We start from the raw sequence: 16,182 nt of genomic DNA, 5'->3' as shown, positions 1-16,182 counted from the left end.
GCGACCCTAGTTGGTGTTTGGCGGGATATTAGAGTGTGCAGCGACGCCATTTGAGCCTGTCTACGACATTATCATCCTGCTGCACGACCAGACCGGGCGCTCCCCTCCCAGTCGTACCCCTCCCTAACCCCTCCCCACAAGGGGGAGGGGCCTACGGTGCGGACCCCTCTCGTTCGTATTTCAACTGTTCACGAGCCTGGACGTCGGAGATGGCGCCCTCGGATGCGGCTCATGAATACGAAAGTGGCTCCGAGGACATTGCGGCGCGAAAGGCGCTTGAGGGCTCAATGCCGCCGGTGAGCGGTTGCGTTCTGCGCCTCGGCCGCGCTTCCTCCGATTTTGCAATAAACAGTGAAAACTCTCGCTCAATATATGTTACAGGATCTGATCGCGGTGAGGCCGAGTCTCAGCTATATTACTGTTTTGCATTGCTTTATTATAGCCTTACTTCGACGGGATTAATCCTGATTGTTTCATGACAGGATGTAAGAACACGCATAGGCTATGCAGCGCTAATCTGGTTGCAGAGAATCCTGGGGGGTTGACTCGTGTCTATCAGTTCAGGAACGGCGCGTCGCCACGGCCGCAGTGCACCGACCGGAATCGTCATCCAGCATGATACACTTACGCGCACCGTCATCGTGAGGCTTCTCGAGCGTGAACTCGCCGGCTGGCACTTCGTCGACATGATCTCGACCGCGAGTCTTGACCAGGCCACCGGGCTGGACGTCCGCCTGGTCACGCTGGATCTCGCCGGAAGAGGGGTCGGCAGCCTCAGCTTGCGCGGCGAGCTTGCCGACATCCGCGAACGCTTTGCCGATGCACCGATTGCCGTGCTGGCGGACACGGACGACCTGACGACGGCCGCCCAGGTCCTGAAACTGGGTGTTCGCGGTTTTTTCACCCCGTCGCTCAGGATCGAGCTCGCGCTTGCCGGTTTGCGGCTGGTGCTCGCCGGTGGCATCTTCTGTCCGGATCCGCTGGGGGCGATCAAGGATGGCGCCGCTGCGAGCGACGAGATTGGCGGAGAGCCGCAAGCGGGCGGCCAATGCGATGGATTGGCCGATTTCACGCCGCGCGAGGCCGACGTTCTGGCCGAACTCAGATGCGGCTCGTCGAACAAGGTCATTGCGGGCAAGCTTAACCTCTCCGATCACACCGTGAAGATGCATTTGCAGCACATCATGCGAAAGCTGCAGGTTCAGAACCGGACGGAGGTGGTGGCGCTCCTGGGCGGGCGAAACGGCAGCGGCAATGGCCGGATCCCGGCCGCAAGGAGAGCTGTCAGCGCGACGTCTTTTCGAGCATCTCGCTGAGGGTCGCCGCGGTCAGCATGGCCTCGGCGAGCAATTTCTTGAGCTTTTGATTCTCCTGCTCGAGCGCCTTCATGCGCCTGGCGTCGAACTCCGAGCCTTTCAATTGCGACGACTGCCAGCGGTAGAAGGTCGGTTGGCTGATGCCATGCCGGTGGCACACTTCCGATACGGTCGCGCCGGCCTGATGCTCCTCCAGGATTTCCCTGACTTCTTCGTCGTTGAATTTTCGCTTGCCCATTTGCGGTCGTCCTTCGACCTCGATTCAAGGACAAAGACATGCAGCATTTCAAAGTGCTACGGCGGCCTTTGCGCGTTCGATAAAACGCGCGGCGCCGGGCCGATCAGGGCATACATCAATTCTCACGAAACGCCCTGTTGAAGCTGTCCAGGAGCGGCTGCAATGCATACAAGGCGACGCTGCTCTTGCCCGTTATTATCATTGCCTGCACCGGCATGCCGGGAACCATCTTCACATCGGGCATATGCGCCAGTCTTTCATCCGTCACACGGATGGTCGCTGCGTAATAGGAATGCCCGCTCAGCCGGTCGATCAGATGATCTGCAGAGACGTATTCGACCTGTCCCTTCAGGCGGGGAACCCGCCGCTGGTCGTAGGGGATCAGATGCACCTGTGCCTCGAGTCCCGGATGCACCTGGTTTATATCTTCCGGCTTTATCCGCGCCGCGACGACCAGCCGGGCCGCACGCGGCACGAGCTCCGCGAGCGGTTCGCCGGCGCCGATCACGCCGCCGGCCGTGTGGATGCGCAGGTCCATGATCACGCCGTCTTCGGGGGCGCGGATCTCGGTTCTCGCCAGCTGGTCGTCGATCGCGCGCAATCGCTCGCGCGTCTGCAGGAGCTGGTTCTCAGTGTCGCGGAGGCTGAGCGCGACTTCGTTCAAGCGGTCGCTGCGCAGCTTGACGAGATAGGCCTGTGCCTCGCTGATGACCTGATGGGCGCGCGAAATACGCGCTGCGACATCGCCCAGCTGCCCGCCGATATCCGCCTTTTCGCGTTCCAGCATGAGAACCCGGCTTATTCTTTCAAGGCCCTGAGCGGAGAGTGCCGAGGCGGTCTTGAACTCACGGCGGGAGATGTCGATCCTCTCGATCAAGGCAGCCTTCTGGGCGCTCAGCCCCGCCACCTCCTCCAGCACCTGCTTGATCTTCTGCTGCGTGATCGCGCTCTCCGAGCGCATGACCTGCCGGCGCGCCTCGAAGATGCGCTGCTGCCCGGCGAGAATCTCGTCGATCGCACGGTACTTGACCGCGAGTTCCGGGAATTCGGGCGGATAGGCGATGCTGTCCGTGCCGTGCTGCTCGGCGATCAGCCGGGCGCGCCGCGCCCGCGCATCCCATAATTGCCAGCGCAGGCTGTCGCGCTCGGCGCGCGCTTTCGTGTCGTCGAGCTCGATCAGGACCTGGCCCGCGACGACGGCGTCGCCGTTCTGGACGAGGATCCGCCTGACGATGCCGCCCTCGAGGTGTTGGATGGTCTTGCGGTTGTTTTCCGTTTCGACGACGCCCGAGGCGATCGCCGCGCTGCTGAGCGGCGCAAAGGCGGACCACGCCCCCAGGCCGATGACGAAGACGGCGATCAGCAGGTTTCCCGCCAAGGTAACCCGGCGAAGCCTCGACCGCGGCGATGCGTCCGCCAGCGTCAAGGCGGCACGGGCGGCGGGAGGCGAGGCGGGCGCCGGGCGGGCGGACCCGTCGGGCGGGCAGACATGGCCCTCGATCTCCGGTCCCTGAACTCGGTCGAAAGAAGGGGTCCGGTCGAAAGAAGAGGGCCGGTCGAAGGAGGGTTCGATCCTGGCAAGTCGCATGGGGCCGGCCTCCTTCCTAGCTGCCCGTCCGGGCGGGTGGTTGAAGATAGGTATCGAAGATATGGTCGCTGTCGCCGAAGGCCTCGATCGTGCCGTTGCGCATGATCGCGATCTTGTTCGTTATCGGCAGGATGCCCATGCGGTGGGTGATGACGACGACCATCATCCGCAGCGAGCGCATGCGGGCGATCGCCGTGAACAATCGCCGCTCGCCCTCGTAATCGAGGCTCGAATTCGGGTCGTCCAGCACGACGAGCGCGGGGTTGCCGTAGACCGCCCGCGCCAGGCCCAGCTGCTGGCGTTCGGCGCGCAGCAGCAAGGCGCCGCCATCGCCGACATCCGTGTCGTAACCCCGCGGCAGCCTGATGATGCTTTCATGCAAACCGACGAGCTTGGCCGCCTGGACGACCTTGCCGAAGTCGGTCCCGTCGAGCCGGCCGATGACGTCCTTGATCGCGCCGCCGATGAGCTCGATGTCCTGCGGCAGGTAGCCGACATGGCGCGTGCCGCCGAAGAACGGCAGGGCCGAGATATCGACGCCGCCGAGGAGCGCGCAGCCCGACGTCGCCGGCTGGACGCCCGCGATGATGCGGCCAAGTGTCGATTTTCCGGACCCCGACGGGCCGATCAGTGCAACGCAGTCGCCGGGAACGAGCCGCATGCTGACGCCGCCCAGGATCTGGCGATTGTCGGACGCCAGCACATAGCCGACGCCGTCGAGCAAGAGCCCGCTCGCCTCGTGCATCGGCACCGTGCGCCGATTGGCCTGCGAGGCGACGGCGATCAGCAGGCGGTTCAGGCGATTGAAGGCGGTGCAGGCAAAGGCGACGGCGCGCCACGCGCCGATCGCGCCTTCGACCGGCGCGAGCCCCCGCCCGAGAAGCAGGCTCGACACGAAGATGATTCCCGGGTTTCCACTTTCCTCGAGGACCAACCAGGTCGCCGCGCCCATCATCAGGATCTGCGCCAGCATGCGGACGGACTTGGACAGGCCGAGGACGATCTCGCTCCGGTGCATCGCGTCGTCCTGCGCATGCCGCGCCGTCTCCGCGTCGCGATAAACGAGCTGGGCCGCACCGTTCTGCATGTTCATGGCGCGGATGACCTGGATATAGCGCAGCGCATTGGCGAAACGCATCTGGCTGCGGGCGAGCGTGGCGTTCGCCTGCGCCAGCGGCTGCCGCGTCGAGAACTCGGTGAGGATCGCCAGCAGTAAGAGGGCGATGGCGCTCACGAGCCCGATGGTGCCGAGCACCGGGTCGACCAGAAACAGGAGAAGCAGGAACACCGGCGCCCAGGGAATGTCGAAGAGCAGCGAGGCGGCCGGGGAATCGAGGAACTGGCGCAGGGTCGACAGGTCCCGGTAGCCTTCGTTCGCCAGGCCCGCATCGGTGCGGGCGCCGTATTCGAAACATGCGGTGAGCACGACCGGCCGCAACCGGTGATCCAGCCAGCTGCCGATGCGCGAAAGCGCGGCGCGCCGCACGATGTCCAGGAGCGAACCCACCACCACCGCCGCCGCGATGATCAGCGTCAGCATGATCAGCGTGTCGAGGCTGCGGCTCGACAGGACGCGATCGTAGATCTGCAGGAGGTAGATGGAGGGGGCGAGCAGGAACAGGTTGTAGCCGCAGCTATAGAGGAAGACCAGGCAGAAGGCTCCGGCTGAGGCCCTGATGGCGGTGGCCAGGTGGGTCGGAGGCTGTTCAGCCCTTTTCGGAGTTGTCGTCATTTTCAGGCCTCGGCGTGATCGATACCGAACGGCCGGCTTCGCCGCTGCGTAGTTCCTCTTGCCGGAACCGACCCGAACCCATCGGGCGGTTCAAGGGCAGAAACGGAGCTTGCCCGCCTGCAGACCGCGCGGCGCCCGCGAAGAGGACGACCGCCGGCCGCGGCCGGCGGTCGTCGTCGAGTATCAGACGCCGATGTCGATGATCCCGCCTATGTTGGCGATATCGTCGAGAAGAGCCGAGACTGTCGTGGTATTCGTCGTGGTCGTGGTTTCCGCGATCGGGCTCGAGTGAACCAGGGCCGCGGAAATATCGCCGCCGACGGCCGCATTGCCGGAGCCGCCCGCGCCGCCTACGCCCGCAAGGATCGTCGCGCTCTGATCGGCGACGAGCGTGGTGTTCTGCGTGGCGGTTGTGTCGGCGGACACGGCCGCGACGTTGCCGCCGCTCGTATTGCTCTGGTCGCCGTTCGAGTCGGCACTGCCGCCGGCACCGCCCGTCCCGGTATTGGTGAGGGCTGCCAGCACGGCAATCGGTATCTGGACGACGTCGCCACCATCGGCGTTCCCCGCGGTCCACCCGGCGGTCTGGCCGACGATATCGCCGTTGAAGACTGTTGGGGCGGAGCCCACGACGGTCTGCACGTTGGAGACATTGGCGACCGGGTTGTAGAAGATATCACCATTATTGGTGCCATCGCCGCCATTGCCGGCATTGGCGTCGCCGGCGATGGGATTGGTCAGGTTGATCGTGTCTGTCGAAACTTGCGCAATAGGCATGACGTCGCTCCTCTGCTTGGTTGCCCCGTTGTCATGAGCGGTTCGATGCCAAGGGACACCGCCCGCGGGCGGGACACGACAAGGCTATGGTGCGCGTGACGGAGAAGAGCGGCCAGCCGGACATTCGGGGACGTTCGTTTGGCTAGGGTGCGTATCGGCGGGGCTGTGTGCTGCTGTATGCCCGCGCGCCGGGCGACACTTGGGCAACGAGCGGGGCGCCCAGCTGCGAAGGGTGGACCGGCCACCTCCCCCACACGGGGGGAGACACGCAAGTGGCGATCTCACCGCTCCACCATTTTCAGCCTTTTGCCTGAAGCAAGCGCTTCGGCATCAGCGGCCTTGATGTCAGGTTGGGGGTGCTTCTGGGAGATGCCCGGTCCACCCTCCGCAGCTGCAGCGCAGCTGCTGCGGAGGACGGGTAGGGCAGAGGGGGGTAACGCGGCACGGCCTCTGTCGAATGCCTGCCTCAGACGTTCACCAGCGCGAGAACGTCGTCGACGAGCGCCGAATTGGCATCGGCAATGTTGCCCTCGCCGCCGGCTCCGCCGACGCCGCCGAGCTGCAGCGTGTGCTGGTCGTAGAGCACGTGATTGAGCTGATCGGCCTCGGCCGTGCCGCCGGCGGGAACGGCGATGTTGATCGGGTGGAAATAGCCGATATTGACGTCGACCATGCTGCCGGTCGACGTGCCGGTGCCGCCGCCACCGCCGTCGCCGACGGCATTGCCGGTGAAGATCGTGTCGGAAGCGAAATTGAACCCGCCGCCATTGCCGCCGATGCCGGCGATCTGCACGCCGCCCTGGTCGAAGATCACGTTGTTCGTCTGCGTCGCCTGGGCATTGCCGCCGGCGGCTCCGACGGCGATGTTGATAGGCGAGAACACGGCGACATTCACGTCCACCATGCTGCCGATGAACGTGCCGTCGCCGCCATGGCCGGCATAATTGTCGCCGGTGAAGGTGAAGGTCGCGCCGGCGGAAGCGGCTGGCGCGCCGCCCGCACTATTGTGGTCGCCGCCCGCGCCCCCGACGCCGCCGATCTGGGTCGCGCCCTGCAGGATCGCCGCGTTGTTGGTCTGCTCGGCCGTTGCCGTCGCGCCCGGTCCGGCGGCGACGGCGGTGTTCACCGGCGCGAACACCGCGACATCGGTGCTGAGCAGGCTGCCGAAAAACGTGCCGTTGCCGCCATTGCCGGCGAGATTGGCATTGCCGACGCTGCCGATCGCATGATTGCCGCTGCCGCCGTCGCCGCCGAGGCCGGCCATTTCGGTCGCGTGCTGATAGATGAGCGCGTTGTTGCCCTGTTCAGCGCTGGCATTCGACTGCGGCCCGGCGATTGCCATGTTGGAGGGTACGAACATGGCGAGCGTGTTGCTGCCGACAATCCCGACGCTCGTGCCGTCGCCGCCGTTTCCGGCGGCGTTCTGGCCGGATTCGCCGGCAAAATCGAGGGGAAGCCAGGTCGGAACGAGCGCAAGATGCCCGGCGGCAACGCTGCTTTGATCGGTGTTCGTGTTCGGTGCGTCATCCGACAGGGGACGAGAGTCTGCCATCGTCGTATCTCCACGCAATGCCCGGTCATGCGCACCCGCCATCTTGTGGCCGCTCGCGGAAAAATGAGAGCCTGCAATTCGGCTACGGCCGTTTGGGGAGGGTAGCCGATTGGGTGTATCTCGCTGCGGCGCGGGGCGGGGGAGATAGACTCACAGTCCCTCACGCAGCACGTTATCCTCTTTTGACCCCCGCCATAATCAACGGCCTCGGAATGAGCATGGGAACGCTGCCGGCGTAGCTGGCGTATTCCGGGAAAGTGCTTCGCAGGACGCGCTCCTCGTTGAACATCCGCCGGAATTGAAAGGCGAAATGGGCGGCACTGATCAGCAACGCAGCCAGCGACCAATTTGCCATCAGAAATCCAATGGCGCTTATCGCCTCCGCAGCGTAGAGGGGGTGGCGGACGATGGCATAGGGCCCGCTCGTGACGAGTTTGCGGGCCGTCGCCATTACCGAGAACGAGCGCCCTAGCCAGAACAAGCAGTGGATCGACAGTGCCGTACCGATGAGGATCACGATGGTTGACGCGATCATCATTTCCGGTCTGGTGGTTCCCCGCGGCAGCACGACGAGCACCATCAGCCCGAACGTCCCCGCGAGCGCGGTAAGTCGGGGTTCCACCCCCTCCGCGCTCTGTCGTGGCGGCAGGCGGAGCACAGTCAGGCCGACGACCAGACACAAGAAAATCAAGCCCAGCAACCGCGAAGAGAGATCGAGCGGCCATAATTCCAGGTTCCCGCGCAGCCGAATGATCGTAACGATTGAGACGATCTGCTGCAACGCTAGGAAAAAGAAGACAAGTACGAGGAAAACCTTGCCGGTAATATCTTCGAGCCTGCTGATCATGAGTGCGAGTCTCCTGATTTTGGTGACAGCTCGCCCGTCGGTACGCGGCCGGCAAGCCCTTTGAGCGGATAGGCGAATTGCTGATGGTAGAGCGGCGGCACCGGCTCGTCGGTGCCGTATGCGTTCGGCATCCGTTCAGGCATATACAGAGTGCCTGCCAGTGCATCGATGAAGGGCAACTGCCCTGCGAAGTTTTTGTCGTAGGCTTGCCGCTCGTTGGCATGATGCCAGTGATGGAATTGTGGCGAAGCAAGGACCCACTTTAGTGGACCGAACCGAACTCGTGTGTTCGAATGGATCAAAAGCGACTGCCCCTGATAGACAAGGGCGTAGATGGCGACCGCTTCGCCGGAGAAGCCAAGCGCATAGACCGGGAGGAGCGAGGCTGTCATGGTCGCGATTTGGTCTACCGGGTGCACACGATGGGCAGCCAGCCAATCCATCTCCTCGATGCTGTGATGGATAGCGTGAAACTTCCAGAGGAATGGCACGGCGTGGAAGGCGCGGTGTGCCAGGTAAAAACCGGTGTCCGCGATGAGGATGACCTCGACCGCCTGTAGCCATATCGGCTGGGACTCCACGAGGGCGGTCAGGCTCTCGGGGACAATGGCACGCACGCCCAACAGCAGAATGCCGACCAGTACAACGAAACCGAGCTTGACCAGGACGCCGTTGAGGAACAAATAAATCAAATCATTCAACCAGTGTTTACGCAGCACCTTCTGATCAGCATGTAGCGGGAGAAGCCGCTCGAGCGGAATGAAAATCATGGCGATGATCAGAATCGCTTTGAAGTCGATTAGATCTGACATGCGACCCCCGATTGTTTGTTGCGCCCGTAAAGACCCTCACGCCGGCCGCAACGCCATCACCGCGAGCGCGGCGGCGACCATGATGACGCCGTAGGGGATCTTGCGCGTGGTGCGGATCTCCTGGAGGCGCATCGCCACCGCATAGTGGGCGAATTGCAGCGGCATCGGCAGGCGCAGGGCCAGCATGGTGAGCACGCCGCCGATCAGCAGGAAGATCGAGAAGGGCAGCATGCCGTGCCAGCCGACGAAGAGGCCGATCGGCAGGAAGAGCTTGGCGTCGCCGGCGCCGAAGAGGCGGAAGCACCAGAGCGTGAAGCCGAGCGCAAAGAGCAGGAGGCCGGCGGCGAGGTCGCCGCCGATGCCGGCAAAGGAAAAGAGCGTGGCGCCGAGATCCTGCTCCATCAGCAGTCCCGTCGCCCCGCCGGCCTGTTTCGCCGCCAGGAGCCGCAGCGTGGCACCGAGCGCGTAGAAGACGATCAACGCCAGCACGACACCGTTCGGGATTTTCCAGAAGCGGAAATCACTCCAGGCTGCATAGAGGAGAAGGAAGACGGCGGCGATGGTTATAAAGTTGATGCCTGCAATCATGTTATTCAAAGCCCCTCGATTGGTCGAAATAGATTATCTGCAAATCGTTTTTCGGTAACTTCTAACCCGTTCGGGTTATAAAGGCCTAAAGATGCTAATCATCCTGTAATAATCGTACTACTAATTACGCTTCAAAATGGATTATACTCTGTCTCCATTTTAACCATAAGATAGAGACGCCGTAAATGGCTACATCTTAGTGGTTGACGAAGTAGTAGTTAACGGTTTATTAATCGTACCCATCGACGAGGTGGTCTCGACGATGGCGCGGGCCGGGGGAAATTGCGGTCACGCGATATATATTTTGAAAGGGTTTCTCGATGAAAGCTGTAATGTCTACGGTACGCGCTTTCGCGCGGGAAGAAGATGGCGTCGCGCTGACTGAATACCTTGTCTTGCTCGGCCTGCTAATCGGCGGTGTGGTTCTTGCAGTAACCAACGCGGGCACCAACATGGCCACTGTTTGGGGTCAATGGGGAACGTGGTGGACGACTACGGTGGCTCCGTAACCGAACTGGCCAATCCCTTGAGAGGGGTTAGCTAACCCCTCTCATATTCTTTAGGAATTTTCGTGTAAATATTGTTAACTACGCGCGGAGTATTATCGATGCGCTCCTCGACAATCATTAGCTTATCAATCGCGATTTTACTTGCTGGCGCGGCGGTTTTCGGAACGCGCACCTATCTTGCGGACCAGCAAGCGCGACTTGCGGCCGCAAATGGTCCGAAATCCGAGGAAAGGACGTTGGTCGTCGCCGCCAAGCCCATGCGCTTCGGCGACAGGGTGCGTTCTGAAAATCTCAAAACCATTTCCTGGCCGTCCGATACGCGGCCTGAGGGGTCGTTCCAGACGATCGAGGCGGTCATCGACGACGAAACAAAACCGCGCTACGCCATGGAGGCGATCGACCCCGGCGAGCCGGTGCTAACCTCCAAGATCACAGGCGCCGGCGAGCGGGCGACGCTTTCTTCGGCGCTCGATCCCGGCATGAAGGCCATTTCCATTCGCGTCAATGATGTGCTCGGTGTTGCCGGCTTCGTGCGGCCTTCGGATCGGGTGGACGTGCTGTTGACACGTGTGGTGCGCAACCAGGAGAGGAACAGCGACGAGACCTTCGTCGATGTGCTGCTGCAAGGCGTAAAGGTGCTGGCGGTGGACCAGACGGCGGACGAGCGCGAGGATGAACCCTCCGTCGTCAAGACGGTCACCTTTGCGGTGACGACTGAGGAGGCGCAAAGGCTGACGCTTGGTGCCAACATCGGGACGCTGTCGCTGGCCCTGCGCAATGTCGCCTCGGCTTCCGTGGAGGAAACGCGGCGACTCACCATGGCCGATTTGGGCGGTGGTCCAACTTCGGACGAGCTTGCCATGAACAGCAATGACGGGCAATTCGATACAATCGAGAAGCTGGTGCAGAAGGTCAGCGACGAACTCGGCAGCCGGATCGACTCCGTCGAAGGCAAAATGAAACAACCTGTTAAAGAAAAACAGTTACAAATTGTGGAGCGTGCAGTAGAACCGGGCTTGCCGATTCAGCCGAAATGGGCGACGGTCGGCGTGTGGAACACGACGAAGCGTGAAGAGGTGCGAGTCGGTTTGATCCAGTGAGATGAAGATGTGGCTCGCCGCGGGGGCTTTAGCGGCCGAACGAGGAGCGGAGGCAGAAGCGGGGATATGTTGAGGGGACTGAACAGGGGGGCGGCGCATGCCAGAGCCCTCGCGGCGACAGCCGCGGCAGCGATCGCCTTCGGGTGCTGGGGAACCGGCTTCGTCGGCCCCGCCGATGCCCAGGAAGAGTATATCAACCTCACGGGCTCGGTCGAGCAGGTGACCTTGCCGCCGAACGACACGGTCACCATCCGCACGAGCAAGGCCTTTGGCGACCTGGTGATCGGCAGCGCGGAACTGATCGACGTCGTGCCGCTTTCGGACCAATCGCTCTTCATCCGCGGCAAGGCCCTCGGCGCCACCAATATCTCCATCTATGACGACAACAAGGAACTGATCGGCGTCATCGACGTCCGCATCGCCAGCGATTTCAGCGAAGTGGCGTCGGCGGTCCGGGCCGCGGCGCCCTCGTCCAGAGTCCAGGTCTTCAACTCCAACAACCGCATTCGGTTGGCGGGTACGGTGCGCGATGCGGTAGAGCTGCAGCGCGTCGTCGAGATCGCTCAATCCTATTCCGAGCAGCCGGTCATGAACCAGCTCCGTGTCGCCGAATCGCAGCAGGTCATGCTGGAGGTACGAATCATCGAGGCCTCGCGCCAAACCGGCCGCGATCTCGGCATCGGCTGGTCCGGGCAGGGCCGCAACGGCATCGGCAAGGCGACCCATAGTCAAGGGATCGCGGTGGACGACGGCTCGCTCGTCCGCACGCTCGGCGACGCCGCCGGTGCCGCAACGGGCATGCAGCCCTTCGGGCAATTGATCGCCAAGGTGCTGGAGATTTCCGGCGGCCAGATCGATATCGTCATCAATGCGCTGGAGCAAAAAGGCCTGGTGCGTCGCCTGGCGCAGCCGAACCTGATTGCGCTCAGCGGCGAAACCGCGAGCTTCCATGCCGGCGGCGAAGTGCCGATTCTGTCGACGGTGGCGAATGGTGCGACGGTTGCGACCGAGACGGACTACCGACCCTTCGGCGTACGGCTCAGCTTCACCCCGGTGGTGCTTGACGATGGCCTCATCAGCTTGAAAGTCCAGCCGGAGGTTTCTGAACTCGATACGTCCATCAGCGTCAACGGAAATCCGGGCTTCATCTCACGGGCGGCCAACACCACGGTGGCGCTCCGCGACGGCCAGAGCTTTGCCATGGCGGGTCTGCTGCAGTCGGTCAATTCCAAGGATGTCCAGCAATTGCCGTGGCTGGGGCAGGTTCCCGTCATCGGCGCGCTGTTCCGCTCCACAAGCTTCCTGAAGCGGGAGTCGGACCTCGTCATCGTCGTGACCCCCCATATCGTGCGGCCGTCGCGTCCGGGCGAGGATCTTTACAGTCCGCTCGATCAGACGCGTTCGTCGAACGATGCGGAGCTCTTCGCGCTCGGCATTCTGGAAGTGGATAAGGACATGCTGCGCCGCTTTCGCCTTGGCGAAGGCGTGAAGGGCCCCTATGGCCACCGTCTCGATCTTGATGTGGGAGGCCAAGTTGCCGTTGCAAAGAAATAAGCGCCTTCTCCTGGTTCTGGCGGCAACCAGTCTGCTTTCGGGCTGCGCCGACTATCTGAACCATCGCGACTCGATTACCTTCGGCCTCGGCAATGCGGTGGAGGCGAACAAGGGCATCCACATCCAGGAGCCTTTCCCGCGGGTGGCGCAGAACACGAATATCCCGAGCGACGGCAAGGTCATCAATCGGGCGATGCGCACCTATCAGGGCGGCGGACAGACGAGCGCGCCGCCGCCGTCGGCAGTGATCCTGCCGATGGCGACGCCGCCGAATGGAACGAATTCCGCCACCCGGTAAAGGACGGCCGAAGCATGAACAGCGGCAATAGGGCCGCTTGATAAGTGAAGTGAAATACTAGGCTTCCCTCGATCCTCGGCCGAAGCGGTCGAAATCGGGTGATCCGAAAGAAGATTTTATACTTTCAGAAGCGGAATGCGGGCGGACAACCGCTGATATTTTTAAAGTTTCCGCCCCTGGTTCAAGCACGTGGTCGTCCGGAGCGCTTCGCTTCTGGCGACAGCTAAGCCGCGGCGGACGTTCCGCCGCGATCCGAGGAGCATGCCATGTTGAGTAAGGCAATCAGACGCTTCCTGGACGACAACCGTGGCTACGTCATCGCCTTGACGCTGATTTCCATGCCGCTTCTGCTCGGCTTTTCGCTGATGGTCATCGATGTCGGCCGCACGGGCAATCTCCACACCGACCTGCAGAATGCCGTCGACGCCATGGCGCTCGCCGGCGCCCGCGAGCTCGACGGCCGTGACGATGCGATCGACCGGGCCGATGCGGCAATTGAGACGCTCGCCAACAACGCCGCCTTCGGTGGCGGCGGCACCGGCATGTCGCTCGGCTCCCATATCACGGTGACCTATGATGCGGGAAACGACGCCGGCAGCACTGTGACTGTCACCTATCTCAAGCAAATTCCGGCTAGTGACGACAGCCCGATTTCCTCATCGATGGTGACGACCGATCCAAACGAGGCATCCTATGCGTGGGTGGTTGCCAAGCCGCAGGCGATGACGACGATCTTCCCCGTTCCAGTCGGCTTCAACCGCGACACGATCAACGTCGCCGCCGAGGCCGTGGCGGTCTATCGGGCTGCAGCCTGCAACGTGACGCCGATCTATATCTGCAATCCGTATGAGAACGCCTCGGGCAGCAACAACGAAGAGGCGGCCGAGCAACTACACACGAATTTTGCCGCCGGCGACCTCTATGGCGTGCAGTTCGAGTTGCATAATTCCTCCTCCAGTTCGCCCGGACCTGGTAATTTCGGCTTTCTATCCACTTACGGGAATGGAGCCAATGTCCTTGCCGAGGCGTTGGCGACGGGCTCGCCGGGCGTCTGTTACAAGCAGGATGCTTTGGAGACGAAGACTGGCGCCAATACCGGTCCCGTGGAGGCCGGCCTGAACACGCGCTTTGGTTTGTATGGCGGCTCCTTCGGAAACGCGCGCAACGACGGTCGCTATCGGCCAGCCCGCAACGTACGGTCGGCGCAGACGCAGACGGGCGGCGCCAGCAAAATCTGTGGCGACTACAACCCGGTCATGACCGGCAGCGCGGTCGGCGACGTCACCCAGGCCGTGCCGCTCGGCTATGGCGCATCCATGACCTCGCTCGCGGGCGGCAAGATCAGCACAGGTAACAATTGGCAATACAACAGCTACTGGAACGTCGCGCATCCCGGGAACCCGATTCCCTCGACCAGCGATATCCTGAGCAACCATTCCAGCTATCCGTCGCCTACGGGGTCGCCGTCGCAGCCCTCGGCCTATGACGTCTATCGCTACGAACTCGACAACGCAGCGCTGCTGAGCGATACGTCGGCAAACGGCGAAAAGGGCACCCCCCTGATTGGCGGGCAGTGCTACAGCGGGCCGGACCTCTCGAACTACACAAGCGGCGACTATGGCGATCGCCGGGAAATCTTCGCCGCCGTCGTCAACTGCAAGCATGAGTACAATGCCGGCCGCCTCACCGGGCATAGCACCGATACGAGAGCGATAGCCTTTGCTCGCATGTTCACGACCAAGCCGGCGCTTACGGCGGGCAGCACCCGCTACCTGTCGCTGGAAATGATCGACATCACCGGCGCGGGCGGGCGCGGCACGCTCGACGAATTCCTGCGTGAGGAAGCGGAGTTGGTCCGATGAAAGCGCTCAGATATTTCCGTCAGTGTCGGTCAACGTACGCCTTCTGGCGGGGCGAGGAAGGCGCCGTGCTTACCGAGGCGCTGGTGGCGGTCCCCTTCGTCACGCTCTTTGCGGTCGGCATACTGGAGTTCGGCAATCTTATGTGGGAGCGGATGCAAATCGATGCAGGCCTGCGCGACGCCGGCCGCTATATTTCGCGCTGCCGGCCGACATCGCCGACCTACACCGCGACCTGTTCCGAGGCGACTGCGAAAACCATTGCCTATTATGGAACGCAAACGCCGGCGACGGGTGCGGCGCTGCGCGTCCCTGGATGGGGGCCCAGTCTCGGCGATATCACCGTCACGCCGGTTAGCGCCGACGGCACGATCACGCTCGCAACCGCGCATCTTTACGAAGCCTCGCCGCTCTTCGGCTGGCTCGGCATCGGCGCCATCACCATCAGCGTCTCGCATGAAGAGAGGTATATGGGATGGTAGGCAAACGGATACATGCACAGCCGTTGCGCGATCTGATGGAGCAGAGCGCTGCCTGCGCATCCTCACTTCCCTCATTCCTGTGCTCGTCACAGGAATCCGGCAGCGCCGCGTCGGAGGCGCGAGAGAATCAATACCGGCGACTGGCACGCGTCCCGTTCGGCGTCGATCCGAAGGGGGTCATTCACGGTGCAGACGCACCGTGGCTGGATCCCTGTGACAAGCACAGGGATGAGGGCGGTGCGTTGCGGATTGTGGCGCGTCTTGCTGCGAGGCGTCGTCGTGCCGGGACCGGGACATCGCGGCCTTTCCGATTCATGATGCCCTTCCGCCAAGACGAGAGCGGCGTCGCCCTTTCCGAGGCGTTGATCACGTTCCCCATCGTGCTCCTGGTCTTTGCCGCCTTCATCGAATTCGGCTACGCGATGTCGCAATGGAACCAAACGGTAAAGGCGCTGCAATATGGCGCGCGATTGGCAGCCGTTTCCGATCCGCTGGTGAGCCAAGCGGCTTTTGATGCGGCGTTTCCAATTGGCGCGGCGAACCCTTTGAACAACGGCAACGCCACGCCCAACGACGCGACGATCTCCGTGAGTTGCGGCCCCGGTTATACCGCCTGTGACGCCGCCGGACTGAGCCGGATCGTGCGTGGAAGCGACGGCGCCTGCGGCACGGCTGGTGATCCGCGGCCCGGCATCTGCGACATCAACTGGCGCATACAGCCGGCGAACCTAGTCGTCACCTATCAGCGTTCGGGCCTCGGCTACTGGGGTCGTCCCGAGGGGCCGGTGCTGACCATGCGGCTGGAGGTTCGCGACATCACCTTCGACCTGCCGCTCCTCGGCGGCCTGCTGGGGCTAGACGAAATTACCGTGCCCGCCCATCCGGTGACGATCACGACCGAAGACCTGAGAACGTGCTCAACCTGCTAAA

General features: G+C 62.7%; 16 protein-coding genes. 8 read left to right on the top strand and 8 right to left on the bottom strand.

The window, feature by feature from the left end:
- The first annotated feature begins 548 nt into the window (after positions 1–548).
- Positions 549–1,316: a LuxR C-terminal-related transcriptional regulator gene (locus tag EKH55_RS14245; protein ID WP_151611655.1), complete on the top strand. Its 768-nt coding sequence runs from the start codon at positions 549–551 to the stop codon at positions 1,314–1,316.
- Here the strand turns inward: EKH55_RS14245 and EKH55_RS14240 are convergent.
- From EKH55_RS14240 to EKH55_RS14205, 8 genes are all read right to left on the bottom strand, one after another.
- Positions 1,285–1,554: a transposase gene (locus EKH55_RS14240; RefSeq protein ID WP_069458991.1), complete on the bottom strand. Its 270-nt coding sequence runs from the start codon at positions 1,552–1,554 to the stop codon at positions 1,285–1,287. The two genes, EKH55_RS14245 and EKH55_RS14240, sit on opposite strands and share 32 nt — an antisense overlap.
- A 115-nt stretch (positions 1,555–1,669) precedes the next feature.
- Entirely contained in the window at positions 1,670–3,142 is a 1,473-nt protein-coding gene (locus EKH55_RS14235; protein ID WP_151611654.1) for an HlyD family type I secretion periplasmic adaptor subunit, read from the bottom strand.
- Positions 3,143–3,158: 16 nt separating this feature from the next.
- Positions 3,159–4,874, bottom strand: coding sequence for a type I secretion system permease/ATPase (locus tag EKH55_RS14230; RefSeq protein ID WP_151611653.1), 1,716 nt, complete (start codon positions 4,872–4,874; stop codon positions 3,159–3,161).
- A gap of 183 nt (positions 4,875–5,057) precedes the next feature.
- Positions 5,058–5,651 (bottom strand): PE-PGRS family protein, encoded by a 594-nt coding sequence (locus EKH55_RS14225; protein ID WP_151611652.1) that lies wholly within the window; start codon positions 5,649–5,651, stop codon positions 5,058–5,060.
- A 466-nt stretch (positions 5,652–6,117) separates the two neighbouring features.
- A complete protein-coding gene (locus EKH55_RS14220) occupies positions 6,118–7,203 on the bottom strand; it encodes a hypothetical protein (RefSeq protein WP_151611651.1) in 1,086 nt (361 codons plus the stop codon).
- A 172-nt stretch (positions 7,204–7,375) separates the two neighbouring features.
- On the bottom strand, positions 7,376–8,050 hold the full coding sequence (locus EKH55_RS14215) for a methyltransferase family protein (protein WP_151611650.1): 675 nt from the start codon (positions 8,048–8,050) through the stop codon (positions 7,376–7,378).
- Complete coding sequence (locus EKH55_RS14210) at positions 8,047–8,862, bottom strand: sterol desaturase family protein (protein ID WP_151611649.1); 816 nt, start codon at positions 8,860–8,862, stop codon at positions 8,047–8,049. The genes EKH55_RS14215 and EKH55_RS14210 overlap by 4 nt, the downstream gene beginning before the upstream one ends.
- Positions 8,863–8,898: 36 nt before the next feature.
- Entirely contained in the window at positions 8,899–9,450 is a 552-nt protein-coding gene (locus tag EKH55_RS14205) for a prepilin peptidase (protein WP_151611648.1), read from the bottom strand.
- Positions 9,451–9,770: 320 nt separating this feature from the next.
- Between EKH55_RS14205 and EKH55_RS29755 the strand changes: the two genes are divergently transcribed.
- The 7 genes from EKH55_RS29755 to EKH55_RS14170 all read left to right on the top strand — a co-directional run bounded on the left by EKH55_RS29755 (position 9,771) and on the right by EKH55_RS14170 (position 16,181).
- Positions 9,771–9,959, top strand: a complete 189-nt coding sequence (locus tag EKH55_RS29755; protein WP_151611647.1) for a hypothetical protein — start codon at positions 9,771–9,773, stop codon at positions 9,957–9,959.
- A gap of 98 nt (positions 9,960–10,057) precedes the next feature.
- A complete protein-coding gene (gene cpaB, locus EKH55_RS14195; protein WP_151611646.1) occupies positions 10,058–11,059 on the top strand; it encodes a Flp pilus assembly protein CpaB in 1,002 nt (333 codons plus the stop codon).
- Positions 11,060–11,125: 66 nt separating this feature from the next.
- On the top strand, positions 11,126–12,613 hold the full coding sequence (locus tag EKH55_RS14190) for a type II and III secretion system protein family protein (RefSeq protein ID WP_151611645.1): 1,488 nt from the start codon (positions 11,126–11,128) through the stop codon (positions 12,611–12,613).
- On the top strand, positions 12,579–12,911 hold the full coding sequence (locus EKH55_RS14185; RefSeq protein WP_192803782.1) for a pilus assembly protein: 333 nt from the start codon (positions 12,579–12,581) through the stop codon (positions 12,909–12,911). Before EKH55_RS14190 ends, EKH55_RS14185 begins: the two co-directional genes overlap by 35 nt.
- 266 nt (positions 12,912–13,177) lie before the next feature.
- Positions 13,178–14,773: a TadE/TadG family type IV pilus assembly protein gene (locus EKH55_RS14180; RefSeq protein ID WP_151611643.1), complete on the top strand. Its 1,596-nt coding sequence runs from the start codon at positions 13,178–13,180 to the stop codon at positions 14,771–14,773.
- On the top strand, positions 14,770–15,252 hold the full coding sequence (locus EKH55_RS14175) for a TadE/TadG family type IV pilus assembly protein (RefSeq protein WP_151611642.1): 483 nt from the start codon (positions 14,770–14,772) through the stop codon (positions 15,250–15,252). Before EKH55_RS14180 ends, EKH55_RS14175 begins: the two co-directional genes overlap by 4 nt.
- A 314-nt stretch (positions 15,253–15,566) precedes the next feature.
- Positions 15,567–16,181, top strand: a complete 615-nt coding sequence (locus tag EKH55_RS14170; protein WP_151611641.1) for a TadE/TadG family type IV pilus assembly protein — start codon at positions 15,567–15,569, stop codon at positions 16,179–16,181.
- The last annotated feature ends 1 nt before the right edge of the window (position 16,182 follow it).

The organism is Sinorhizobium alkalisoli (genome assembly GCF_008932245.1).
GTDB classification, from domain to species: domain Bacteria; phylum Pseudomonadota; class Alphaproteobacteria; order Rhizobiales; family Rhizobiaceae; genus Sinorhizobium; species Sinorhizobium alkalisoli.
The sequence above is the reverse complement of the archived record's forward strand: the minus strand, read 5'-3'. Positions and strand labels throughout refer to the sequence as shown.

Bases quoted from the DNA above. Each gene is read 5' to 3' on its own strand.
- EKH55_RS14240 (WP_069458991.1), bottom strand. From the start codon at position 1,554: ATGGGCAAGCGAAAATTCAACGACGAAGAAGTCAGGGAAATCCTGGAG.
- EKH55_RS14235 (WP_151611654.1), bottom strand. From the start codon at position 3,142: ATGCGACTTGCCAGGATCGAACCCTCCTTCGACCGGCCCTCTTCTTTC.
- EKH55_RS14230 (WP_151611653.1), bottom strand. From the start codon at position 4,874: ATGACGACAACTCCGAAAAGGGCTGAACAGCCTCCGACCCACCTGGCC.
- EKH55_RS14225 (WP_151611652.1), bottom strand. From the start codon at position 5,651: ATGCCTATTGCGCAAGTTTCGACAGACACGATCAACCTGACCAATCCC.
- EKH55_RS14220 (WP_151611651.1), bottom strand. From the start codon at position 7,203: ATGGCAGACTCTCGTCCCCTGTCGGATGACGCACCGAACACGAACACC.
- EKH55_RS14215 (WP_151611650.1), bottom strand. From the start codon at position 8,050: ATGATCAGCAGGCTCGAAGATATTACCGGCAAGGTTTTCCTCGTACTT.
- EKH55_RS14210 (WP_151611649.1), bottom strand. From the start codon at position 8,862: ATGTCAGATCTAATCGACTTCAAAGCGATTCTGATCATCGCCATGATT.
- EKH55_RS14205 (WP_151611648.1), bottom strand. From the start codon at position 9,450: ATGATTGCAGGCATCAACTTTATAACCATCGCCGCCGTCTTCCTTCTC.
- EKH55_RS29755 (WP_151611647.1), top strand. From the start codon at position 9,771: ATGAAAGCTGTAATGTCTACGGTACGCGCTTTCGCGCGGGAAGAAGAT.
- cpaB (WP_151611646.1), top strand. From the start codon at position 10,058: ATGCGCTCCTCGACAATCATTAGCTTATCAATCGCGATTTTACTTGCT.
- EKH55_RS14190 (WP_151611645.1), top strand. From the start codon at position 11,126: ATGTTGAGGGGACTGAACAGGGGGGCGGCGCATGCCAGAGCCCTCGCG.
- EKH55_RS14185 (WP_192803782.1), top strand. From the start codon at position 12,579: ATGTGGGAGGCCAAGTTGCCGTTGCAAAGAAATAAGCGCCTTCTCCTG.
- EKH55_RS14180 (WP_151611643.1), top strand. From the start codon at position 13,178: ATGTTGAGTAAGGCAATCAGACGCTTCCTGGACGACAACCGTGGCTAC.
- EKH55_RS14175 (WP_151611642.1), top strand. From the start codon at position 14,770: ATGAAAGCGCTCAGATATTTCCGTCAGTGTCGGTCAACGTACGCCTTC.
- EKH55_RS14170 (WP_151611641.1), top strand. From the start codon at position 15,567: ATGATGCCCTTCCGCCAAGACGAGAGCGGCGTCGCCCTTTCCGAGGCG.